The following is a 22,610-nucleotide window of genomic DNA, read 5'->3' on the forward strand; positions in this document are numbered from 1 at the left end:
CAGGGCGATCCGGGACGACGCCGCCCTCCTCCTCATGGAAGCCACCATTCATGGTCGTGGAGGACGGCGGAGTCGAATCGGATGTTCAACCGGCAGTTCTCACCGGCTTGCGACGTATCGACCACGGCCCGCAGGGTGACATGTTCGCGAGCGCCATGCAGGTTGATATCGCCCATATGCTCATTCCCCAACGTGATCGCCTCATTCTTCAGGGGTTTGCCGTCCACAACAGGCATCACCGAGACGGTCGAGTCGACGTGACACATATCGGTGGAAATCTTGTCATCAATAAATACCTGTATCCGGAGATGCGAACGAGAAGAGGCCGCGTCCACGACCACAACGACCGCGTCCCGGTTTCCCGCGGGCCCTTTGCTCTGGACGACGACCTGCGCATCCAGATCACCGTGATCGGCCAGCAATTTGTACGAACCTGCCGCGAGCGCCATGCTCGCCACAGCGGTGGAGACCAGTCCGACGAACGCGACGAGCCGTTTCCTCGTACCGTCGCAGGCGAACCAGAGGCAGACCACGGATGTGATCACGCAAAGGATCAGCAATACGCAGTAGAAGGCGTACTGGGATTCGGACGACTCGGGAGCCATGACAATTCCGGCCGAGGCTCCGGCCACACCGGCGATCAGCACCACGGTCTGAGCCCAGAAACCACCGAACTTCACATACTGGTTACCCGAACCGGTATGGAAGGCGTTACTGCCGCCCTTTGCCTCGACCTGCGTCCGGTGCGGGGACGGGTCGACTCCTCTTTCACCTTTCATCAGTTGAACGTGACGTTCTGGTCTCCGGAGCCGCTGTTGACTGCGCTCTTTCCACCGCTGACCGTGACCGTCGTCTGATGGCTCGGGGAATTCAACTCACCCAGGACGGCGCTCAGATCTTCAGATGAAAGTCCCGCCAGTGCGGTCGCCAGCCGTTGCTCACGCTCGCCGTCGTCATGACCCTCCAGAGCCTGCGCCAGCTCGGGTTCGACATCACGTCCACGACGGCTCAGCGCTCCCCGGACACGACTGACCATCTCCGGCCAGGGCATGCTGCCGATGAGACCGACAAGAGCGTTTACGCCGCTCGTAACTGCGATCGCTCCGAGATCATCACTCATTTCAACCCCCGCGATGTGACGATTGGTTGCATCTCACGTTAGGCCCATTGGCTGAGGCTGGTACGGAGAATCAGCATGAACCGCGAGCAGTTTTCAGCCGAAATCCCATCGCGTCGCAGGGCGCGTACGAGGCTCTGCCGGCCGTCGGCGCACGCACAATGGGCTCTCGGCGGCGTACATCCCCGTCGGGTCCGTCAGATCCCGGGGTTGTGCCTGATCAGCGACTCCACCAGTCCCGACCGGCTGGCGGGGAAGTCCAGCGGGACGATGCCGAGCCCGGTCCAGCCGGATGTCTCCGAGCTGTCCAGGAACGACTGCACCTGCGGGTTGAGCCGGTCCGCGTTCCAGCGCGGCGGCATCAGGGCGGCGGTGCTGACGTAGTTCATGTACAGCTTCCCGGGCTGCTGGGCGGCTTTGCGGAACTGGGCCTCGATCTTGGGGTACTTGGCGAACGGCTCGGCCATGTAGTCGTCCTGGATGTCGAAGAGCGCCGAGTCGGCGTACCGGACGCCGGGCAGCCCGCCGTTGTCGGCCAGCAGCACGACCTTGCCGCGCGCCTGACCCAGCGAGGGCAGCGCCGGGTCGATTCGGAACAGCGGCCGCCAGCCCCTGTTGTCGAGATAGTCGTCGAAGATCGCCCGGAACGCCGCGTCGCTCTCCTCCGAGTACTCCTGCTTGACCCGCATCAGCACGGTCTCGGTGGGATGGGCCGCCAGGAAGTCCCAGCAGGCGCCCAGCACATCGCCGAACATCAGGTTCTGGTACGAGGCCCCGTGATGGATCGCGAACGAGCCACCGGTGACCCGGCACCGCACGTCCAGGAAGCGGATGCCGCTGTTCAACTGCTCGGCGATCGTGGTGTTCTGGCACTCGGTCCAGGGGCCGCCGTAGCGGGCGCCGGAGTCGTGCGAGCCGGGGATCGTGAGCCGCTGCAGCCCGGTGGCGTCGGGGACGGCGCCCATCCAGTCCTGGGTACTGAGGACTTGGCGGTCGGCTGCACCTGCGGACCCCGCGCCGATCAGGACGGTGGCGGTGGCGGCGAGGGCGCCGGCCAGGAAGTTCCGGCGAGTGGCGGGGTACGGGCTCATGCGGGGAGTGCCTCCGTCTGCCGTGGGGGGTCGACCCAGGGATTATGGCGGGTGCACGTCACGACGGGAACAGGGCCGACGGCCGTCCCGGAACCGGCTCCTAGCGGGGTAGCCCAAGCTCGCCCGCACGCAGCCCTGCCTGGTAGCGGGAGTCGGCCTCCAGCTTGACCATCAGTTCGGCCACGCGCCGCCGGTAGGTGCGTAGCGAAAGGCCGAGCTGCTTGGCCGCCGATTCGTCGGTGAGTCCCGAACCGAGGGTTTTGAGGATCATGCGGCCGTCAGCATCGAGGTGAGGGATGTTCTTCCGCAGATAGGTGTCGGGATCAACGGCGGTGTCCCAGATCGCCTGGAACAGCGAGTGGACGCCGTCGACCAGGATCTGCGACGTCGTCACGGTGTATTCGCGGCCGGTAGGGGTCTCTGCGCCGGCGAGGATCATCACTCGCCGGTCGATGATGATGGTCTCGTGCGGCAGCAGCGAGCCGCTGATCCGAACGAGAGCCCCCTGGTTCTGCACCAACCGCAGATGCGCGCGGGCCTCCTCGTCGGCGAGCGCGACCGGGCTGAGCAGCTTGCGGGGGGTGAAGTCCGGGGAGCGCGAAGCGCGCATCCGGTTGCGGATCGCGGCCCTGGCCTGTGGCTGCGAGAAGGTCTTGAGGTCTCGGGCGGCGCACAGGAACTCGGTCTGCGCGGACTCGAAGAGATGACTGGCACGCACGATCAACTCTGCGTCCCCTCGGACGGAGAACACCTGCTCGTTCCGCATACCTCAAGTCTGGCAGCAAGTTGCCACAAGCTCGCTGGGCGTCGTGGCGGCGGACACCATGAGCCTTATGACGATCAAGACGTTCTCCCTCGGCGGAGACCTGACCATCAACCGGCTCGGCTTCGGCGCGATGCGCCTGGCGGCAGGCACCTTTGACGGCCCGCCGCGAGACCCTGAGAACGGCATCGCGGTGCTCCGGCGCTCCGTGGAGCTGGGCGTGAACCACATCGACACGGCCGGCTTCTACCGCAGGGGTGCGGTGCGGGCCAACGAGCTGATCCGGAGGGCGCTGTCCCCGTACCGTGAAGATCTGGTGATCGCGACGAAGGTCGGGCCGCTGCCCACGCCAGACGGTGTGCCGAGTGGGCAGGCGACGCCTGATCAGCTGCGCGGCCTGGTCGAGGCGGATCTGCGCTCTCTTGGGCTGGACCGGCTCGACCTGGTCTATCTGCGGGTGGGCGGGATGACCGGGCCGGGCGGCGAGTCGATCGCCGAACGCTTCGCGGTGCTGGCCGAGCTCCGCGCGGAGGGGCTGATCCGGCACCTGGGCGTCAGTAACGTCGACGCCGTCCAGTTCGCCGAGGCCCGGGAGATCGCGCCTGTGGCGGCGGTGCAGAACCGGTACACCAGTGACATGGGGCTGCTGGCGGGATGCGAGGAAGGGGGCATCGCGTACGTGCCGTACTTCCCGCTCGGCGGTGGCATCAGTCCGCTGGACGCCGAACGGCTCGGCAAGGTCGCAGCTCGCCTGGGCGCGACCGCCACGCAGGTGCAGCTCGCCGCGCTGCTGGCGACCTCGCCGTCGCTGCTGGCGATTCCGGGCACCGGTTCACTCGATCACCTGGAGGAGAACCTCGCGGCGAACGATCTCAGTCTCAGCGACGAGGACCTGTCTGACCTGCGCGGCTAACTGGTCGGCTCTGGAAGTGGGCTTGCCTGCCATGCCCGTCGCCGCCCGCCCGATATCCCCGACCGTCACCGAGCTGCATCGGTTGAAGAAGGCAGCGTGGGGCCGCAAGACCGAGCATCGGCTTCGGGTGCGCGCGCAGATCGTGCTGCACGCGGCCCGCGGGCTGCCGAACGCGCGGATCGCACCCCCTGCGCCCCCACCCACATGCGTAGTGCGACCGAACCCCGCGGCCCTTCGCGAGACGTTCGCAGTCGCCACGCGCCCGGCCGCCGGTTCACCGCTGCGGCTGCTCCGGCAGCAGATCCTCGGCGGGGTCGAGCGCCATGTGCCGGGACACCTCGGCGATCTCGTCGGCCCCCATCGAGCGGTACGTGACCCGCTCGCACCAGAACACGCGCTCCGAGGACGGCAGGGATTGCTGATCGAGCACGGATTGCCTCCTGACGCACCATCGGACCGCCCCGCGCCCGCAGCCGGCGTGACGAGCGGCGGGCGCAGGGAGGCCTTCGAAACCCCACTCAAATGGCGCAGATTCGAGTGGAGTTGCGCACTCCAGGCAGCGCTCACCGGGTGGCCGACCCGACTGGAGGCACAACCCGAAGCTAGCGTTTTACGCGAGCCCGTATCAAGTGTTCGATATCTAACGAGTGAGACGAGTGTGCGCCGCAACGGCAGCGGGCGGCCCCCACCTGCGCCGATGGGAACCGCCCGAAACGAGAGCGTGACAGCTCAGGCCAGATCGTCGAACTCGCCTTCCTTCGCGCCACCGAGGAAGGCGCGAAGCTTGGCACGGCTCGTACGGATGATCACGTCCGGATTGTCACTCTCGCGCATGAGGATCTCGCCATCGCACTCGGCGAGCTCCAGGCAGTTGTCACCGTCGGCATCGGCCGACTTGGACGACTTTCGCCACTGAATTCCCATGGTTCTCACGCCTTCACACTTGCTCTGCGACTTCCTTGATGAAGTCTCTCGAACTCTGCGGATCGAGCGATCGCCCTTCCGTCCGGTCGAGCACCGCCCGAAATACCCGGAGCCGCGCCTCGGCGTCGACGAACCCGGAGCCCAGCAGGGCATCCGTCTGCACGGTGTCGAGCTGCGGAACCGGACCGTAGACATAGTGGGTCGAGCTGCCTGCATTCGGAAAGCCACCCACCGCGAACGGGATCACTCGCACGGTGACATTGTCGCGTTCCGACTCCTTCAGAAGGTGCTCAAGCTGCCCGCGAGCGACCCTGCGTCCGCCGAACTGCATCCGCAGGGCCGCTTCGTGGACCAGGAACGTGCAGGCGGGCGGGTTCGACCGATCGAGAACGTCCCTGCGCCTCAATCGGTGCGAGATCCTGCGCCGGAGACTCGCCGGGGTCGGCGCGGGCAGAGCCTCCGCGTAGACGGCACGCACGTAGTCCTCGGTCTGAAGCAAGCCGGGCATATGCATGATCTGAACCGACCGGAAGCCCGCCGCGTGATGCTCCAGTTCCGCCAGGTCGAGCGCGCTCCCGGAAAGCTCGCCGCGGTAGTCCTCCCACCAGCCCTTTATCCGTTCCTCGGCCATGGCGGCGAGTGCGTCGACATACGCCTCGTCGGAGCATGCGTAGTGCCCGGCCCATGCGCGGACCCGCGCGCCGCTCACTCCGAACCGCCCCGATTCGGTGTTGCTGATCGTGGTGCGGTCCGTGCCCAGCAGGGCCGCGGCCTCGGTCGGCGTCAGACCGGCGCGCTCGCGCATCTTGCGCAGCTCCGCACCCAGTCGGCACTGCCGTGCGGTAGGGGGCTTCCTCGGTGGCATCAACCTCTCCTCTTGTCGACACCCAGTCTGGCCACATCCCTCGAAGGGGTCCACTTCTCGCAAGAATTATGGGTTTCTCCACAACACTTGATACGCCCACGCTACCGTTCTCACACACCGCGCCGTACGTCAGTAGACCGAAGTGCAGCTGTGCGTCCACGTGTTGGATCACGTATGCGTACGGCCATCGCCACGGACGACGAGCAGCGCGACCGCTCGCACCGCATCGCGTTGGGAGAACGACATGACCCACGTCCACGCCACCGCATACACCTCGCCACCGGACCCGCAGGGCGGCGAGATCTACCGGCTCGCCCCGCCGAACACGTCCTGCGCCGCGAAACTCTCGCGTGACTTCATCGCGTCGCTGCTCACCGTCAGCAGACACCGCGGTCTGGTCGACGACGCGCGCCTGTGTGTCACGGAGATCGTCACCAACGCCGACCGCCACACGCGTACGTCCCTGATCCGGGTACACGTGACCGTGCAGCGCAAGCAGGTCACCGTCTCCGTCGCGGACGACGACCACTGGGCCCTGCCCGAACCACCGGCCTTCCGGGAGGTGCGTGAACAGGAGGGCGGGCGCGGGCTGTTGCTCGTGGAGCGGCTGGCGTTCGCGTGGGGGATGACCGTGCTGGGCGGCTGCTTCCCGTACCGGAAGGCGGTCTGGTTCACGCTCGGGCGGTCCGGGTCGGCGCCCTGAACCGCCCTGAACCCCTGGAAACGCGGAAGGGCGGTGGGCCCGCCGGCCCACCGCCCCGCTCATCCGCGTACGGGAGTTACTACTTGATGACCGTGATCCGGTCCGCCGCCGGCGGAGCCAGCGGGGTCTCGGCCGTGGAGTGGGCCGCCAGGTAGGCGTTGAACAGGTCCAGGTCGGAGGCGCCGACCAGCTTGTTCGTGCCCTGGCCGAGCGCCGCGAAGCCGTCGCCGCCGCCCGCCAGGAACTCGTTCATCGCGACGCGGTAGCTCTTGGCCGGGTCGATCGCCTCGCCGTTCAGCTTGATCGTGTCGGTGACCACGCGGGCCGCGCCCGTCTTCGTCATGTCCAGGGTGTAGGTGAGGCCCTTGGACACCTGAAGGATCTTCGGGCTGGCCTCGTTGGAGCCGCTGACCTGCTGCTGAAGCGCCTCGACCAGCTGGGCGCCGGTCAGGTCGACGACGTTCATCATGTTGGTGAAGGGCTGCACGGTGAAGGCCTCCCCGTACGTCACCACCCCGTCGGTCTTGCCGTCGGCCGACGCGTACACCAGGTCCGCGCGGATACCGCCCGGGTTCATGAGGGCGACGACCGCCCCGCCCTTGTCCGCCGGGGCCAGGCCCTCCAGCTGGGCGTCCGCGATCAGGTCGCCGAGCGGCTTCTCCAGGGCCGTGGAGCCGCGGCCGTTGATGTCGGCGCTGATGTAGCCCTGCGGCTTGTTCGCGATGGGCGCCGCGAGGGCGTTCCAGCGGGCGATCAGGGCCGTCATGTCGTCGGCCTTGGGCTGGTCCCGGCTGACGACGTGGTTCGCCGCCTTCGGGTTCTTGGCACCGGCCGACTTCACCGACGTACGCACGATGTCCTTGGTGCGGCGGTCGTAGGTGAGCGTCGTCTCGGTGTAGAGCTTGCCGAAGGAGGACGCCGAGGTGACCATGCGCGGGTTGCCCGCCGGGTCCGGGATCGTGCACACGTACGCCTGGTGGGTGTGGCCCGTGACCAGGGCGTCGACCTTCGGCGTGATGCCCTTGGCGATGTCGGTGATCGGCCCGGAGATGCCGTCACCGGCGCCGGAGCTGTCGCAGTCGTAGTTGTACGAGGTGGAGGCCGGGGCCCCGCCCTCGTGGATCAGCGCGACGATGGACTTGACGCCCTGGCGGTCCAGCTCCTTGGCGTACTTGTTGATCGTCTTGATCTCGTCGTGGAACTTCAGGCCCTTGACACCGTTGGCCGTGACGATGTTCGGCGTGCCCTCCAGGGTCACCCCGATGAAGCCGACCTTGATGCCGTTCTTCTTCCAGACCGTGTACGGCTTGAGGATCGGCCTGCCGGACTTCTCGTTCGTCACATTGGCGGCGAGGTAGGGGAAGTCGGCGCCCTTGAACTTCTTGTCCTGCTCGTAGCACCCCTCGACCGGGTGGCAGCCGCCGTTCTGGAGGCGGGCCAGCTCGGTGGCGCCCTCGTCGAACTCGTGGTTGCCCACGCTCGTCACGTCGAGGTCGATCTTGTTGAGCGCCTCGATGGTCGGCTCGTCGTGGAAGAGACCGGACAGCAGCGGGCTCGCGCCCACCATGTCGCCGCCGGCCGCGGTGATCGAGTACGGGTGCCCCTTGCGCGCGGTGCGCAGCGAGGAGGCGAGGTACTCGACGCCACCGGCCGGAATCGCCTTGGTCGTGCCGTCGGCCTGCGTCTCGGTGACCGTGCCCGCCGAGCCGGCCGGCGGCTCCAGGTTCCCGTGCAGGTCGTTGAAGGACAGCAGCTGTACGTCGACGGTACGGTCCGGCTTGTGGTGCCCATGACCGTGACCGTGTCCATGGCCATGGCGGTCCTGGGCGCCGGCCGGCATCGCGGCGACGAGCGCGCCGACGGTGGCGAGCCCGGCCGCGGCGGCGAGCACCCGCCGGGACGCGCGGTTCTTCTGCGGTGTCGCTGACATCGGTCCCCTTGTGAGTTCAGCGGGAGATTCGAAAGTGGTGACGAGTCTGGAGACTTCGTGCGCAGCCTAGGGTCAACGCGCGTAGCACGACAGGTTTCGCGGGTTACGAACTGGTTGCCATGCGGTGGGTATGGCCCCAAATAGCCACACATCACTCGTACGGCTCACTTATGGGGGCAGAAACGTCCCGGCATGCATGTACGACGCAAGCCTGTACGCCATGGACAACGAACCGGAATCCAAGGCCGTCGTACCTGGCCAGCGGGCACCCGAACTGCCGCCGGGCTTCCACGAGATGATCGACGACCTGAAGTCGATCGTGCGCGGCGCGCATGTGCGGGCCCAGTTGAAGGTCAACACCGAGATGCTCCAGATGTACTGGGAGATCGGGCGGACGATCCTGGCGCGACAGCGGGAGGAGAGGTGGGGCGCCAAGGTCATCGCCCGCATCGCGACAGAGCTGCGCACGGAGTTCCCGGGCCAACGGGGATTCTCCCGCAGCAGCCTGCACTACATGGTGAAGATGGCCCGGCTCTGGCCGGAGCCAATTGTCCAGCAGGCTGCTGGACAATTGCCCTGGGCCCATCTCCAGGTCCTCATGGACAAGTGCAAGACCCGACCCACGCTGGACTTCTACATTCAGCACGCAGTCCGCAACGGCTGGTCCCGGGACGATCTGACCTCGGCGATCCACCACGCCCTGCACCTCTCCCACGCCGCCGCGATCAACAATTTCGACGCCGTCATCCCCGAGCGGTCCGAGGCCGCGAAGGAGATCATCAAGGACCCGTACCGGCTCGACTTCACCGAACTGGGCGGCCGGCACACGGAGCGGGATCTGGAGAACGCTCTCGTCGCCCACCTCGTCGGGTTTCTCACCGAGCTCGGCGTGGGCTTCGCCTTCGTGGGACGCCAGTACCCCGTGGTCGTGGGCGACAGTGAATACCGCATCGACCTGCTCTTCTACCACTGCAAGCTGCACTGCTACGTCGTGCTGGAACTGAAGACCCGAAAAGCTCACCCCGAGCACTTCGGGCAGCTCGGGTTCTATGTGTCGGTGGTCGACGATCTGGTGCGGGACAAGAAGTCCGACGGGCCCACCATCGGCATTCTCATCGCCGAGAGCCGCGACCGGTCGATGGTCGAGTACGCGTTGCGCGGCTACAACCAGCCGCTGGCCGTCAGCACCTACGCCGGTCTGCCCGACCGCGTGCGCGAGCTGCTGCCCAGCGCCGAAGATCTCTCCCGTATCGCCGACGGCGTACTGAGCACGCCGCGGACCACGGCCTGAGTCCCGAAGCACCCGCGCACCGCCCCGGTACCCGTCCCGCCCCCGTAGGCTCGTAACCATGACGACTGACGTACCCCTCCCCGCGCCCGGACGCGAGATCCGGACGCTCGACGTGCTCTCCCCCGAGCAGGCGGAAGCCGTATCCGGTCTGCTCGCCGAGGCGGCCCGGTCCGACGGCCGGCAGGCCGTGTCCGAGCAGGGGCGGCTGCAGTTGCGCGGCGGGCGGCGCGAGGGGGTGCGGCATCTGCTGCTGAGCAGCGGGCCGGACCTGGTCGGGTACGCACAGCTGGAGGACACCGACCCCGTCGAGGCCCCGGCCGCCGAGCTGGTCGTGCATCCGGCGCACCGCGGGCAGGGCCACGGACGGGCGCTGGGCGCGGCGCTGCTCGCCGTGACCGGGAAGCGGCTGCGGGTGTGGGCGCACGGCGGGAAGTCCGCGGCACGGCACCTCGCCCAGGTCCTCGGCCTCTCGCTCTTCCGCGAACTGCGCCAGCTGCGCCGCCCGTTGGCCCCACTGGACATCGGCGAGCCGGTGCTGCCGCCGGGCGTCACCATCCGCACCTTCGTGCCCGGCGAGGACGACGCCGCCTGGCTCACGGTGAACGGTGCCGCCTTCGCGCACCACCCGGAGCAGGGTTCGCTGACCCAGCGCGACCTGGACGACCGCAAGGCGGAGCCGTGGTTCGACCCGAAGGGGTTCTTCCTGGCCGAGCGCGACGGCGAGCTGATCGGTTTCCACTGGACGAAGGTGCACGCGGAGGAGCAGCTCGGCGAGGTGTACGTCGTCGGCATCCGGCCCGACGCGCAGGGCGGCGGGCTCGGCAAGGCGCTCACCGCGATCGGGCTGCGCCATCTGGCCGCCGAGGGGCTGCCGACCGCGATGCTCTACGTGGACGCGGACAACAAGGCGGCCCTGGCCGTCTACGAGCGGATGGGCTTCGCGACGCACGAGGTGGACCTGATGTACCGCACGGAGTCCTGAGCCAGGGACCGGCAGAGGGCCAACTCCCCCGGGGGCGGCGTCGCTTGACGCCGCCCCCTTCTTTGCACCACCCTTTCACTACTCAATTAGTGAAAGGGTGGAACATGGCAGAGTCCGCAGCGGTCGAGTACCGCATCGACCGGCGCAGCGGCGTCGCCACGTACCTCCAGATCGTCCAGCAGACCAAGCAGGCTCTCCGCCTCGGCCTGCTGGAGCCCGGCGACCGGCTGCCCACCGCGCGCGAGGTCGTCGAAGCCACCGCCATCAACCCGAACACCGTGCTCAAGGCCTACCGGGAGCTGGAGCGCGAGGGCCTCGTCGAGGCCCGGCGCGGGCTCGGCACCTTCGTCACCCGGGGCCTCGGCGGCGCGGCGGCCGCCGACGACGCACCGCTGCGCGCCGAACTCGCCGACTGGACCCGCCGGGCCCGCACGGCCGGGCTGGAGAAGGACGACGTGAGCGCGCTCTTCACCGCCGTACTGGACAGGACTTTCGAGGGGGATCAGACCGGATGACAGGCGCTGCGATCGAGGCCACCGGCCTCGGCATGAAGTACCGGAGCAGAAACGGGGGCTGGGCGCTGCGCGACTGCTCCTTCCGGCTGCCCGCCGGGCGGGTCTGCGCCCTCGTCGGGCCCAACGGCGCGGGCAAGTCCACCCTGCTCGCCCTCGCGGCCGGCCTCCTACGGCCGTCGGAAGGGACGGTGCGAGTGCTGGGCGCGGCCCCCGGCGAGGCCCGCGCCCGGGTGGCCTTCGTGGCCCAGGACAAGCCGCTGTACCCGCAGTTGACGGTCGCCGCGACGCTCTGGGCGGGCGCCGAGCTGAACCCCGCGAGCTGGGACCAGGACACCGCCGAACGCATCGCCGGGGACCTCCCGCGCGACGCCGGGGTCCGTGACCTGTCCGGCGGCCGGCGCACCCGGCTCGCCCTGGCCCTCGCGCTGGGCAAGCGGCCCGAACTGCTCCTGCTGGACGAGCCGATGGCCGACCTCGACCCGCTCGCCCGCCATCAGCTGATGGGCGCCCTGATGGCGGAGGCCGCCGAGCACTCCACCACCATCGTGATGTCCTCGCACCTCCTCACCGAGCTGGAGGGCACCTGCGACTACCTCCTGCTCGTCGACGGCGGCCGGGTCCGCCTCGGCGGCGAGACGGAGGACCTCCTCGCCGCGCACACCCTGCTCACCGGCCCGGTACGGGACACCGGACCGCACACCGTCGTCGAATCCCGCACCGCGGGACGTCTGCAGACCGCACTCGTACGGAGGCAGGGACCCGTGGACACCGACGTCTGGGAGGCCACCGAGCCCTCGCTGGAGGAACTGCTGCTGGCGCATCTGCGGTCGCCAAAGGCCCCGGCGCTGCTGACGCCGAGCGCGGCGGCCGTCGAGACCGGCCGGGAGGTGGCCGCCGTATGAGCGCGATCGCCCTGCGGGGCCCGGTACGGGTCGTCGTGGCCCAGCACCGATGGGCCCTGTGGCTCATGGGAGTGCTTCCTGTCCTGGCCCTCGCCGTTCTCGTCGGCACCTGGCTGTGGACCGAGCATGTCGTGGACGCCTTCGCCGCCTCGGGCTGCTCGGTCATGCACACGACGCCCGACTGCGGTGACACGGTCGACGCGTATCTCGACCGTCAGCTGTGGATGCAGAAGGTCCTCGACTGGTCGGGCCTGCTGATGATGGTTCTGCCCGCGTCCGTAGGGATCTTCGTGGCCGGGCCGGTCATCGCCCGCGAGCTGGAGAGCGGCACGTACAAGCTGGCGTGGACACAGTCCGTGACGCCCGCCCGCTGGCTCGCCGCCAAGCTCGCCGTACCCACCGTGGTGACGCTGGTCTCCGTCTCCGTGCTGTCGGCCGTCTGCGCCTGGGCCCGTACGCGGGAGAACGCGGGCCACGAGGCGTCGCCGTGGTACTTCCGCGAGATGTACGGCTCGATCGGCACCGTCCCCCTCGGCTACGCCCTGTGCATGCTGGCCCTCGGCACGCTCACCGGGCTGCTGCTGCGGCGCACCGTCGCCGCGATGGTCGTGACCGTGCTCGTGTACGTCCCGCTGGTGATGGTCCTGAACCATGTGCGCGACAGCCTCTGGCCGACCGTCCGGCTGCTCGGGAACGGCCCGGCCGGGGGCGGTTCCTGGTTTATCGACTCCGGCATGCTCACCGCCTCCGGCAAAGCCGTGCGCTGGACGGACTGCCGAGGGTCCGGGGCGGCGGCCGAGCCCACCGCCTGCATGCGCGAGCTCGGCGGCGTCACCTCGTTCGTGGACTACCACCCCGCCTCGCACTTCTGGCCCCTCCAGCTCGTCGAGACCGGCATCCTGCTCGCCCTGGCCGCCCTCGCCGTCGCCCTCGCCTTCCGGGTGCTGCGCCACCGCCACGGCTGATGTCCGAACCGATTCCGGGCCCCTCCCCCGGGGCCCGGAATCTGTTCGTATGACCAATCCGCGCACCGCACACCGCTTCCTGCACGTCATGTCGCCGTTACCAGCCATTCAGAAGCGCTTGCGACGCTCTCAAAATGCAGCCAGCTGTGCCGACCTCCCGCAACGGGAGAAATCCCGGCGGAGACCGCACGAACGACGTCAACCGTGCGTTCCCCGCGATCTCCGAGCCCTCCGGCGCGCCCTTTGAGCCATTCGCGCGGAACAATAGGGCCATGAGCCAGCAGCCCAGCTCCGAGGTACCGGTCCAGTCCACCGTGCAGCCGTCGGTCGGCTCCGCCGTGCAGCCGTCGGTCGGCTTGCTCGCCGCGCACCGGCCGCGTGCTGTCGCCACCGCGTCCAACGGCGGCGCACTGTCGACCGCGGCCGACCTGGATCCCGATCTCGACGCCGACGTCGACGCGTACGAGCCCGATGTCGACGGCGACGAGCTGCCCCAGGGCCGCTTCCTGGACCGCGAGCGCAGTTGGCTCGCGTTCAACGAACGGGTGCTGGAACTGGCCGAGGACCCGGCGACCCCCCTACTCGAAAGGGCTAATTTCCTCGCCATCTTCGCCTCGAACCTCGACGAGTTCTTCATGGTCCGGGTGGCCGGTCTGAAGCGCCGTATCGCCACCGGCGTCGCCACCCGTTCCGCCTCCGGACTCCAGCCCCGCGAGGTCCTGGACCTGATCTGGACCCGCTCGCGCGAACTCATGGCCCGGCACGCCGCCTGCTTCCAGCAGGACGTGGCTCCCGCACTCTCGGACGAGGGCATCCAGCTGATCCGCTGGCCCGAGCTGACCGAGAAGGAACAGGCCCGGCTGTTCACCTTCTTCCGGCAGCGCGTCTTTCCCGTGCTGACCCCCCTCGCCGTCGACCCGGCGCACCCCTTCCCGTACATCTCGGGGCTCTCGCTCAACCTCGCCGTCGTCGTGCGCAACCCGGTCAGCGGCCACCGCCACTTCGCCCGGGTCAAGGTGCCGCCGCTGCTGACCCGCTTCCTTGAGGCGTCGCCGCAGCGGTACGTGCCCATAGAGGACGTCATCGCCGCCCACCTCGAAGAGCTCTTCCCGGGCATGGAGGTCCTCGCCCACCACATGTTCCGGGTCACCAGGAACGAGGACCTGGAGGTCGAGGAGGACGACGCCGAGAACCTCCTCAAGGCCCTGGAGAAGGAGCTCATGCGGCGCCGCTTCGGCCCGCCGGTCCGCCTGGAGGTCGAGGAGTCCATCGACCCGTACGTACTGGACCTGCTGGTGCGCGAGCTGAAGGTGTCCGACGCCGAGGTCTACCCGCTGCCCGGACCGCTCGATCTGACCGGGCTCTTCGGCATAGCCTCGCTGGACCGGCCCGAGCTGAAGTTCCCCAGGTTCATCGCCGGCACCCACCGCGATCTCGCCGAGGTCGAATCCGCCTCCGCGCCCGACATCTTCGCCGCGCTGCGCGAACGCGACGTGCTCCTGCACCACCCGTACGACTCGTTCTCCACCTCCGTACAGGCCTTCCTGGAGCAGGCCGCCGGCGACCCCGACGTCCTCGCCATCAAGCAGACCCTGTACCGGACCTCGGGCGACTCACCGATAGTGGACGCCCTCATCGACGCCGCCGAGTCCGGCAAGCAGGTCCTGGTACTCGTGGAGATCAAGGCCCGCTTCGACGAGCAGGCCAACATCAAGTGGGCGCGGAAGCTGGAGGAGTCGGGCTGCCATGTCGTCTACGGCCTCGTCGGCCTCAAGACCCACTGCAAGCTCTCGCTCGTCGTCCGGCAGGAGGGCGACACCCTGCGCCGCTACTCCCACGTCGGCACCGGCAACTACCACCCCAAGACGGCCCGGCTCTACGAGGACCTCGGCCTGCTGACCGCGGACCCGCAGGTCGGCGCGGACCTCTCCGACCTCTTCAACCGGCTCTCCGGCTACTCCCGCCGCGAGACCTACCGCCGGCTCCTGGTCGCCCCGAAATCCCTGCGGGACGGGCTGATCGCCCGGATCAACAAGGAGATCACCCACCAGCGGGCCGGACGGTCCGCCTACGTCCGCATCAAGGTCAACTCGATGGTCGACGAGGCCGTCATCGACGCCTGCTACCGGGCCGCGACGGCCGGCGTGCCGGTGGACGTCTGGGTACGCGGCATCTGCGCGATCCGCCCCGGCGTCGCCGGTCTCTCCGAGAACATCCGGGTCCGCTCGGTACTGGGCCGCTTCCTCGAACACTCCCGGGTCTTCGCCTTCGGCAACGGCGGCGAACCCGAAGTGTGGCTCGGCAGCGCCGACATGATGCACCGCAACCTCGACCGCCGGATCGAAGCACTGGTCCGGGTCACCGATCCCGCCCACCGCGCCGCACTCAACCGTCTCCTGGAGACCGGCATGGCCGACACCACCTCCTCCTGGCACCTGGGTCCCGACGGGAACTGGACCCGGCACGCCACGGACGGGGACGGCCAGCCGCTGCGGCACGTACAGGAAATGCTCATTGACGCCCGGAGGCGCCGGCGTGCGACGCCATGACCACCAGACGACGCAGGCGGACCTCACGGCAGGCGCGGTGCTCGCGCCCTACCTTCAGGAACAGGCCGCCGAATTCCTCCGCAGCCTGCGCCTGCACCGCGAGAACAGCGCCCCCACGGACGCCGGAACCCACGGAGCCGAGGAGGCCGCCGGCGCACTGTGCCGCTCCTCGCGCCGGATCAGCGGCACACTGCACACCTTCCGGGTGGCGCTGGACACCACTTGGGCCGAGCAGCTCCGTACCGAACTTGCCTGGCTCTCGGGCACCCTGGCCAGGGAACACGCCTACGCGACCCGGCTGGGCCGGCTCCTCGAAGCGCTGCACGCCCTGTCCGGCACCTCGCTGCCCACCGCCTGCAACGGGGCCGGCGCCGACAGCGCCGCCGACAAGGAGCGCGCCGCCCTCGGCGTCGGCGCGGCCCGCGCCGGAGCCCTCCTCGAACGGCAGCTGACCCTCGCCCGGACCCGCGCCCACTCCGCCGCGCTCCAGGCGCTCGGCTCCTCCCGCTTCCACGCGGTGGCCGACGCCGTCGCGCTGCTCGCCTCGGAGGTCCCGCTCGCCCCGGCGGCCGCGGCCCAGGCCGAGGAGATGCTGCACGGGCCCGCCGACCGGGCCGAACAGCAACTGCTCAGCGCGGTGGCGGCGCTCCCCTCCGGCCAGGCGGTCGAGCCGTACAACGAGGCGCAGGACGCGCCCTGGCACCGGACCCGGCTGCTGCTGCGGCTGCACCGGTACGCCCACGAGGTGGTGCGGGGCGCCCCCGATCCGGTCCTGGCCGCGCCGGGCCGCGCGCTCGATCTGCACCGGGACGCCTCGGAGGCGGCCGCCGCGGCGGCGTCGGCGGCCCGCACGCCCCGCATCGCACCCGCGACCGCGTACGCCCTGGGGGTGCTCCACGCCGATCAGCGCCATGCGGTGGAGGCGGCCCGCGGCGTGTTCCGGGCGAGCTGGCCGTACACCGCCGCGGCCGTGACCGCACCATGAGTCCGGCGGTGGGCGCCCGCGGCGGGCGCACCGCGAACGGGCCGGTGCTCGCCGCGGGGTGCGTGCTGTGGCGCCGCTCGGAGCGCTCCGGCGAGCTGGAGATCTGCCTGGTCCACCGGCCCCGTTACGACGACTGGTCGCACCCCAAGGGCAAGCTGAAGCGCGGCGAGCCGGCGCTGGACGCCGCCCGGCGCGAGGTCCTGGAGGAGACCGGCCACCACTGCGCCCCCGGAGCCCCGCTCCCCACGGTCCGCTATCTCGCGAACGGCCGGCCCAAGGAGGTCGCCTACTGGGCGGCCGAGGCGACCGGCGGCTCCTTCGTGCCCGGCAGCGAGGTCGACCGGGTGAGCTGGCTCCCCCCGGCGGCGGCCCGGACCCGCCTCACCCAGCCCCGCGACCGGGATCTGCTGGACGCCCTGCTCTCGATCCTGCCCGGCGCCTGATCCGGTCCAGAACCGCGCCGTCCGACATGGTTCACCTCCCGTTCACTCTCCCCCGTAGGCCGCTTCACCTGTTCTGCCTAACTTCGGCAGTGCACGGTGCGCGGCGCAACGCCGGAGCACCCACCACATCGCACGCCGTCGTAGAACGAACAAGACCTCGGCGGCTCCTGGAAGGAACACCCGAAAAGTGAAGCTTCAGCGCAAGAACCGGCTTCGTGCCACCGCGCTCGGTGCCCTCGCCGTCTCCGGCGCCCTGGTCCTCACGGCGTGCGGTTCGGACGACAACAGCGGCACGGCCGGCGGCAACGGCGGCAAGACGAGCGCCGCGTCGAACATCAAGTGTGACGACGCCAAGGGCCAGCTGCCCGCCTCCGGCTCCAGCGCGCAGAAGAACGCGATGGACCTCTGGGCCAAGAACTACATGGCCGGCTGCTCCGGCGTGGAGATCAACTACAAGTCGTCCTCCTCCGGCGAGGGCATCGTCGCCTTCAACCAGGGCACGGTCGGCTTCGCCGGCTCCGACTCGGCGCTGAAGCCCGAGGAGGTCGCCGAATCGAAGAAGATCTGCAAGGGCGGCCAGGGCATCAACCTCCCGATGGTCGGCGGCCCGATCGCCATCGGCTACCACCTGGAGGGTGTCGACAACCTCACGCTGGACGCCCCCACGCTCGCCAAGATCTTCGACGGCAAGATCAAGAAGTGGAACGACCCGGCGATCGCCAAGCTCAACAGCGACGCGAAGCTCCCGGACAAGGACATCCAGGCCTTCCACCGCTCCGAGGACTCCGGCACCACGCAGAACCTCGGCAAGTACCTCGGCGCGGCCGCCCCGAACGACTGGAAGTACGAGGCCGAGAAGAAGTGGCCGGCCCCCGGTGGCCAGGCCGCGTCCGGCTCCGCCGGTGTCGCCGCCCAGGTGAAGCAGGTCGACGGCTCGATCGGCTACTTCGAGCTCAGCTACGCCACCTCGCAGTCGATCTCCACCGTCGACATCGACACCGGTAGCGGCGCCCCGGTCGAGGCCACCCCGGAGAACGCCTCCAAGGCCATCGCCGCCGCCAAGATCAAGGGCACCGGCAAGGACCTGGCGCTGGACATCGACTACACGACCAAGGCCGAGGGTGCCTACCCGATCGTCCTGGTGACGTACGAGATCGTCTGCGACAAGGGCAACAAGGCCGAGACCCTTCCCACGGTCAAGTCCTTCCTGAACTACACCGCCAGTGACGAGGGCCAGAAGCTCCTCACCGAGGCCGGCTACGCGCCGATCCCGGCCGAGATCAACAGCAAGGTCCGCGAGACCATCGCCTCCCTCTCGTAACCAGGACGCGCAAGCGCCACCAGCAACACAGGCAACATCCGGCGGACCGGTCCGGTGCACCCCTCCGGACCGGTCCGCCACCACCCATCCGGTGCACCGCCGCCAGGGGAGCTGGACCGCTCCCCCACACAGACCGGAAAGACCATGGCTTCCACCACACCGATAGACAAGCCGCCGGCCCCGCCGGTGGCGCTCAAGCGTGCCGGGACCAAGTCCGGCCGCGTGGGCGACAAGATCTTCCTGGGCCTCTCCAGGGGCTCGGGCATTCTGCTGCTCGTGATCATGGCCTCGATCGCCGTGTTCCTGACCTACCGCGCCTCGCTCGCCATCTCCAAGAACGAAGGCAACTTCTTCACCACCTTCGACTGGAACCCGGCCGGCGACCCGCCGGTCTTCGGCATCGCGGTCCTCCTCTTCGGCACGGTCGTCAGCTCGGTCATCGCGATGGCCATCGCCGTCCCGGTCGCCGTCGGCATCGCCCTGTTCATCTCGCACTACGCGCCGCGCAAGCTGGCCGCACCCCTCGCGTACGTCGTCGATCTGCTCGCCGCAGTGCCGAGCATCGTGTACGGCATCTGGGGCGCCCTCGTACTCGTCCCGTACCTGGAGGGCCTGAACCTCTGGCTCGACCAGTTCTTCGGCTGGACGTACATCTTCGAGAAGACCGAGGTCGGCGTCGCCCGCTCGCTCTTCACCGTCGGCATCCTGCTCGCGATCATGATCCTGCCGATCGTGACCAGCGTCAGCCGCGAGGTCTTCCTCCAGGTCCCGAGGATGAACGAGGAAGCCGCCCTCGCGCTGGGCGCCACCCGCTGGGAGGTCATCCGCCTCTCGGTGCTCCCCTTCGGCCGCTCCGGCGTGATCTCCGCCTCGATGCTGGGCCTGGGCCGCGCGCTCGGCGAGACGATGGCCGTCGCCACGGTCCTGTCGCCGAGCTTCGTCATCTCCGGGCACCTGCTCAACCCGGGTGGCGGCACCTTCGCCCAGAACATCGCCGCGAAGTTCGACGAGGCCGACGAGTTCGGGCGTGACGCCCTGATCGCCTCCGGCCTCGTACTCTTCGTCCTCACCCTGCTGGTCAACGGCGCGGCCCGGCTGATCATCGCCCGCCGCAAGGAATACTCGGGGGCCAACGCATGAGCCAGGCAGCCAACACCGGCATACAGGAACGCCCCGCCCCGACGGCGCCCACGCGCTCGACGAGCCTGAGCAGCCGGGCACTGCCCCGCTGGGCCCCCTTCGCCTTCGCGGCCGTCGCGCTCGCGCTGGGCGTGGGCACCGGCCTGGCGGCGGGCTGGCAGAGCCGCACCCAGTGGGGGCTGGTCTCCGCCCTCCTCTTCGTCGTCATCTCGTACATCACGACCTCGGTCGTCGAGAACCGGCGCCAGGCCAAGGACCGGCTCGCCACCAGCATCGTCTGGGTCTGCTTCCTGCTGGCCGTCGTTCCGCTCGCCTCGCTGTTGTGGACGACGATCAGCCGCGGCGCGGAGCGCCTGGACGTCTACTTCCTGACCCACTCCATGGCCGGCGTGCTCGGCTCCGAGCCGAGCGGCGGTGTCTACCACGCGCTGATCGGAACGCTGGAGCAGGTCGGCATCGCCACCCTGATCGCCGCCCCGATCGGCATGCTGACCGCCATCTACCTGGTGGAGTACGGCAAGGGCGCCCTGGCCAGGGCCGTGACCTTCTTCGTCGACGTCATGACGGGCATCCCGTCCATCGTCGCGGGTCTCTTCATCCTGTCGATCATGCTGATGACGCATACCCAGCCGTCCGGCCTGATGGGCGCGCTGGCGCTCACGATCCTGATGATGCCGGTCGTGGTCCGCTCCACCGAGGAGATGCTCAAGCTCGTCCCGAACGAGCTGCGCGAGGCATCGCTCGCCCTCGGCGTCCCGAAGTGGCGCACCATCCTGAAGGTCGTCCTCCCGACCGCGATAGGCGGCATAACCACCGGTGTGATGCTCGCGATCGCCCGCATCGCCGGTGAGACCGCGCCGATCATGCTGCTGGTCTTCGGCAGCCAGCTGATCAACACCAACCCGTTCCAAGGCGCGCAGTCCTCGCTCCCCTTCTACATCTGGGAGCAGTACAAGGTCGGTACCGACCAGTCGTACGACCGTGCCTGGGCCGCTGCGCTGGTTCTGATCGCCTTCGTCATGATCCTCAACCTGGTGGCCCGCGGCATCGCCCGCTGGAAGGCCCCGAAGACCGGCCGCTGACCGCGGCACGAAAGAAGCAGTGATTCAGATGGCCAAGCGCATCGACGTCAGCGGCCTGTCCGCCTACTACGGCTCCCACCTCGCCATCGAGGACATCTCGATGACCGTGGAGCCCCGCTCCGTGACCGCCTTCATCGGCCCGTCCGGCTGCGGCAAGTCCACCTTCCTGCGCACCCTGAACCGCATGCACGAGGTCACCCCCGGTGGCCGCGTCGAGGGCAAGGTGCTGCTGGACGACGAGAACCTGTACGGGGCGAACGTCGACCCGGTCACCGTGCGCCGCACGGTCGGCATGGTCTTCCAGCGCCCGAACCCGTTCCCGACCATGTCGATCTTCGACAACGTCGCCGCCGGCCTCAGGCTGAACGGCTCGTACAAGAAGAGCGAGCTGACCGACATCGTCGAGAAGTCGCTGCGCGGCGCCAACCTCTGGAACGAGGTCAAGGACCGGCTGAACAAGCCCGGCTCCGGTCTCTCCGGCGGTCAGCAGCAGCGTCTGTGCATCGCCCGCGCGATCGCGGTCGAGCCGGAGGTGCTGCTGATGGACGAGCCGTGCTCCGCCCTGGACCCGATCTCCACCCTCGCCATCGAGGACCTGATCGGCGAGCTGAAGGAACGCTTCACGATCGTCATCGTGACCCACAACATGCAGCAGGCGGCCCGGGTCTCGGACCGCACGGCCTTCTTCAACCTCGCGGCGGTCGGCAAGCCCGGCAAGCTCATCGAGATCGACGAGACGGAACGCATCTTCTCCAACCCGTCCGTCCAGGCCACCGAGGACTACATCTCGGGCCGCTTCGGTTAGGGCGTGTTTCGAAAGCAGCGTCGTCCGCCCGGAGGGCGGGGTCGGGCGCGCACCAGGCGCCCCCGACCGGGCGGGACTTTCGAAACACGCCCCAAGTCGCCCGGCTACGGGGCCGACGCGGCCCGGGGGTGTGGGTGGTCGCGCCCGGTGGTGGGTCTCCACCGGCGGACCGTTTCGCCCCTTGGGCGAACCGGCCTCGTCCCCAGAACTGCCTTGAGGTGCTGCATGGCGGTGCCACCGCAAGGCGAAGGGGCCGCCCCCGCTCCCCGTGAAGGGAGTGGGGGCGGCCCCGTTTCCGTACCGCCGTGACCGCGGCGGGCCGTCAGCCGAAGAGCAGGAACACGACCCCGTAGCTCGCGGCGGCGACCAGCGCCGCGGCCGGCATCGTGATGAACCAGCCCAGGATGATGTTCTTGGCGACGCCCCAGCGCACGGCGTTCACCCGCTTCGTGGCGCCCACACCCATGATCGCCGAGGTGATCACATGCGTCGTGGAGATCGGCGCGTGGAACAGGAACGCCGAGCCGAACATGATCGACGCACCGGTCGCCTCCGCCGCGAACCCCTGCGGCGGGTCCAGCTCGATGATCTTCCGGCCGAGCGTCCGCATGATGCGCCAGCCACCCGCGTACGTACCCAGCGAGAGCATCAGCGCGCAGACCAGCTTCACCCAGACCGGGATCGGGTCGCTCGGGCTCTCGATGTCGGCGATGACCAGCGCCATCACCACGATGCCCATGGTCTTCTGCGCGTCCTGCAGACCGTGGCCGAGCGCCATGCCCGCGGCCGAGACCGTCTGTGCGATCCGGAAGCCGCGCTTGGCCTTGTGCGGGTTCGTCTTCCGGAATATCCACATGATCGTGACCATCACCAGATAGCCGACGACCAGGCCGATGATCGGCGAGACGAACATCGGGATGATGACCTTGTTGAGCACCCCGTCCCAGTGCACCAGCGTCCCGCCGGCCAGCGCCGCGCCGACCATGCCGCCGAACAGGGCGTGCGAGGACGAGGACGGCAGCCCGAAGTACCAGGTGATGAGGTTCCAGATGATCGCGCCGACGAGCGCGGCGAAGAGGATTCCCATCCCCTTGGCGCCCTCGGGCGTCGCGATCAGCCCCTCACTGACGGTCTTGGCGACCCCGCTGCCCAGGAACGCGCCGGCGAGGTTCATCACCGCGGCCATCGCCAGCGCAGCGCGGGGGGTGAGCGCCCGGGTGGAGACGGAGGTGGCGATGGCGTTCGCCGAGTCGTGGAAACCGTTCGTATACGTGAAGCCGAGCGCGACACCGATGGTCACGATCAGCGCAAAGGTGTCCACGTG

General features: G+C 69.0%; 23 protein-coding genes. 14 read left to right on the forward strand and 9 right to left on the reverse strand.

The genetic code is table 11. The annotated features are described in order from the left end of the window. Positions 1 to 32 precede the first annotated feature (32 nt). From ACWCQ6_RS22630 to ACWCQ6_RS22645, 4 genes are all read right to left on the reverse strand, one after another. On the reverse strand, positions 33 to 779 hold the full coding sequence (locus ACWCQ6_RS22630) for a hypothetical protein (protein WP_451091843.1): 747 nt from the start codon (positions 777 to 779) through the stop codon (positions 33 to 35). After that, positions 779 to 1,120 carry a hypothetical protein gene (locus ACWCQ6_RS22635; RefSeq protein WP_451091845.1) on the reverse strand — a complete coding sequence of 114 codons (342 nt, stop codon included), beginning with the start codon at positions 1,118 to 1,120 and terminating at the stop codon, positions 779 to 781. Before ACWCQ6_RS22635 ends, ACWCQ6_RS22630 begins: the two co-directional genes overlap by 1 nt. A 194-nt stretch (positions 1,121 to 1,314) precedes the next feature. Next, positions 1,315 to 2,208, reverse strand: coding sequence for a phosphatidylinositol-specific phospholipase C (locus tag ACWCQ6_RS22640; RefSeq protein WP_451091847.1), 894 nt, complete (start codon positions 2,206 to 2,208; stop codon positions 1,315 to 1,317). A gap of 100 nt (positions 2,209 to 2,308) precedes the next feature. Next, positions 2,309 to 2,974 carry a DNA-binding response regulator gene (locus ACWCQ6_RS22645; protein ID WP_451091849.1) on the reverse strand — a complete coding sequence of 222 codons (666 nt, stop codon included), beginning with the start codon at positions 2,972 to 2,974 and terminating at the stop codon, positions 2,309 to 2,311. Between the two features lie 67 nt (positions 2,975 to 3,041). Here ACWCQ6_RS22645 and ACWCQ6_RS22650 point away from each other — a divergent pair, with 67 nt between their 5' ends. Continuing rightward, a complete protein-coding gene (locus ACWCQ6_RS22650) occupies positions 3,042 to 3,884 on the forward strand; it encodes an oxidoreductase (RefSeq protein WP_451091851.1) in 843 nt (280 codons plus the stop codon). Positions 3,885 to 4,158: 274 nt separating this feature from the next. Here the strand turns inward: ACWCQ6_RS22650 and ACWCQ6_RS22655 are convergent, their stop codons facing one another. From ACWCQ6_RS22655 to ACWCQ6_RS22665, 3 genes are all read right to left on the reverse strand, one after another. Next, on the reverse strand, positions 4,159 to 4,314 hold the full coding sequence (locus tag ACWCQ6_RS22655; RefSeq protein ID WP_451091853.1) for a hypothetical protein: 156 nt from the start codon (positions 4,312 to 4,314) through the stop codon (positions 4,159 to 4,161). A 299-nt stretch (positions 4,315 to 4,613) separates the two neighbouring features. Further along, positions 4,614 to 4,808, reverse strand: coding sequence for a DUF397 domain-containing protein (locus ACWCQ6_RS22660; RefSeq protein WP_451091855.1), 195 nt, complete (start codon positions 4,806 to 4,808; stop codon positions 4,614 to 4,616). Between the two features lie 13 nt (positions 4,809 to 4,821). Beyond that, positions 4,822 to 5,673 (reverse strand): helix-turn-helix domain-containing protein, encoded by an 852-nt coding sequence (locus tag ACWCQ6_RS22665; RefSeq protein WP_451091916.1) that lies wholly within the window; start codon positions 5,671 to 5,673, stop codon positions 4,822 to 4,824. Positions 5,674 to 5,917: 244 nt separating this feature from the next. Here ACWCQ6_RS22665 and ACWCQ6_RS22670 point away from each other — a divergent pair, with 244 nt between their 5' ends. Beyond that, positions 5,918 to 6,376 (forward strand): ATP-binding protein, encoded by a 459-nt coding sequence (locus tag ACWCQ6_RS22670; protein ID WP_451091857.1) that lies wholly within the window; start codon positions 5,918 to 5,920, stop codon positions 6,374 to 6,376. Positions 6,377 to 6,455: 79 nt separating this feature from the next. Here ACWCQ6_RS22670 and ACWCQ6_RS22675 read toward each other — a convergent pair whose 3' ends face one another. Continuing rightward, positions 6,456 to 8,306, reverse strand: a complete 1,851-nt coding sequence (locus ACWCQ6_RS22675; protein ID WP_451091859.1) for a bifunctional metallophosphatase/5'-nucleotidase — start codon at positions 8,304 to 8,306, stop codon at positions 6,456 to 6,458. Positions 8,307 to 8,502: 196 nt separating this feature from the next. Between ACWCQ6_RS22675 and ACWCQ6_RS22680 the strand changes: the two genes are divergently transcribed. The 12 genes from ACWCQ6_RS22680 (at position 8,503) to pstB (ending at position 21,286) form a co-directional block, all read left to right on the forward strand. Continuing rightward, complete coding sequence (locus ACWCQ6_RS22680) at positions 8,503 to 9,597, forward strand: PDDEXK nuclease domain-containing protein (protein ID WP_451091861.1); 1,095 nt, start codon at positions 8,503 to 8,505, stop codon at positions 9,595 to 9,597. Between the two features lie 58 nt (positions 9,598 to 9,655). Next, the gene (mshD, locus tag ACWCQ6_RS22685; protein ID WP_451091863.1) at positions 9,656 to 10,579 is read left to right on the forward strand and encodes a mycothiol synthase; all 924 of its coding nucleotides are present in this window, start codon (positions 9,656 to 9,658) and stop codon (positions 10,577 to 10,579) included. 104 nt (positions 10,580 to 10,683) lie between these two features. Further along, positions 10,684 to 11,094, forward strand: a complete 411-nt coding sequence (locus ACWCQ6_RS22690) for a GntR family transcriptional regulator (protein WP_451091865.1) — start codon at positions 10,684 to 10,686, stop codon at positions 11,092 to 11,094. Beyond that, a complete protein-coding gene (locus ACWCQ6_RS22695) occupies positions 11,091 to 11,996 on the forward strand; it encodes an ABC transporter ATP-binding protein (RefSeq protein WP_451091867.1) in 906 nt (301 codons plus the stop codon). Before ACWCQ6_RS22690 ends, ACWCQ6_RS22695 begins: the two co-directional genes overlap by 4 nt. Beyond that, complete coding sequence (locus tag ACWCQ6_RS22700) at positions 11,993 to 12,961, forward strand: ABC transporter permease (protein ID WP_451091869.1); 969 nt, start codon at positions 11,993 to 11,995, stop codon at positions 12,959 to 12,961. The genes ACWCQ6_RS22695 and ACWCQ6_RS22700 overlap by 4 nt, the downstream gene beginning before the upstream one ends. Before the next feature lie 272 nt (positions 12,962 to 13,233). Then, positions 13,234 to 15,510 carry an RNA degradosome polyphosphate kinase gene (locus ACWCQ6_RS22705; protein ID WP_451091871.1) on the forward strand — a complete coding sequence of 759 codons (2,277 nt, stop codon included), beginning with the start codon at positions 13,234 to 13,236 and terminating at the stop codon, positions 15,508 to 15,510. After that, on the forward strand, positions 15,497 to 16,495 hold the full coding sequence (locus ACWCQ6_RS22710; RefSeq protein ID WP_451091874.1) for a CHAD domain-containing protein: 999 nt from the start codon (positions 15,497 to 15,499) through the stop codon (positions 16,493 to 16,495). Before ACWCQ6_RS22705 ends, ACWCQ6_RS22710 begins: the two co-directional genes overlap by 14 nt. Continuing rightward, positions 16,492 to 16,938: an NUDIX hydrolase gene (locus ACWCQ6_RS22715; RefSeq protein ID WP_451091876.1), complete on the forward strand. Its 447-nt coding sequence runs from the start codon at positions 16,492 to 16,494 to the stop codon at positions 16,936 to 16,938. Before ACWCQ6_RS22710 ends, ACWCQ6_RS22715 begins: the two co-directional genes overlap by 4 nt. A 187-nt stretch (positions 16,939 to 17,125) precedes the next feature. Further along, entirely contained in the window at positions 17,126 to 18,259 is a 1,134-nt protein-coding gene (gene pstS / locus ACWCQ6_RS22720; protein ID WP_451091878.1) for a phosphate ABC transporter substrate-binding protein PstS, read from the forward strand. A 144-nt stretch (positions 18,260 to 18,403) separates the two neighbouring features. Next, positions 18,404 to 19,399 carry a phosphate ABC transporter permease subunit PstC gene (gene pstC / locus ACWCQ6_RS22725; RefSeq protein ID WP_451091880.1) on the forward strand — a complete coding sequence of 332 codons (996 nt, stop codon included), beginning with the start codon at positions 18,404 to 18,406 and terminating at the stop codon, positions 19,397 to 19,399. Then, complete coding sequence (gene pstA, locus ACWCQ6_RS22730; protein ID WP_451091882.1) at positions 19,396 to 20,481, forward strand: phosphate ABC transporter permease PstA; 1,086 nt, start codon at positions 19,396 to 19,398, stop codon at positions 20,479 to 20,481. The genes pstC and pstA overlap by 4 nt, the downstream gene beginning before the upstream one ends. A 28-nt stretch (positions 20,482 to 20,509) precedes the next feature. Then, positions 20,510 to 21,286 carry a phosphate ABC transporter ATP-binding protein PstB gene (pstB, locus tag ACWCQ6_RS22735; protein WP_451091884.1) on the forward strand — a complete coding sequence of 259 codons (777 nt, stop codon included), beginning with the start codon at positions 20,510 to 20,512 and terminating at the stop codon, positions 21,284 to 21,286. A gap of 322 nt (positions 21,287 to 21,608) precedes the next feature. Here pstB and ACWCQ6_RS22740 read toward each other — a convergent pair whose 3' ends face one another. Beyond that, positions 21,609 to 22,607: an anion permease gene (locus tag ACWCQ6_RS22740; protein ID WP_451091886.1), complete on the reverse strand. Its 999-nt coding sequence runs from the start codon at positions 22,605 to 22,607 to the stop codon at positions 21,609 to 21,611. Positions 22,608 to 22,610: the final 3 nt, after the last annotated feature.

The sequence above is a fragment of the Streptomyces sp. NPDC001880 genome, assembly GCF_053594575.1.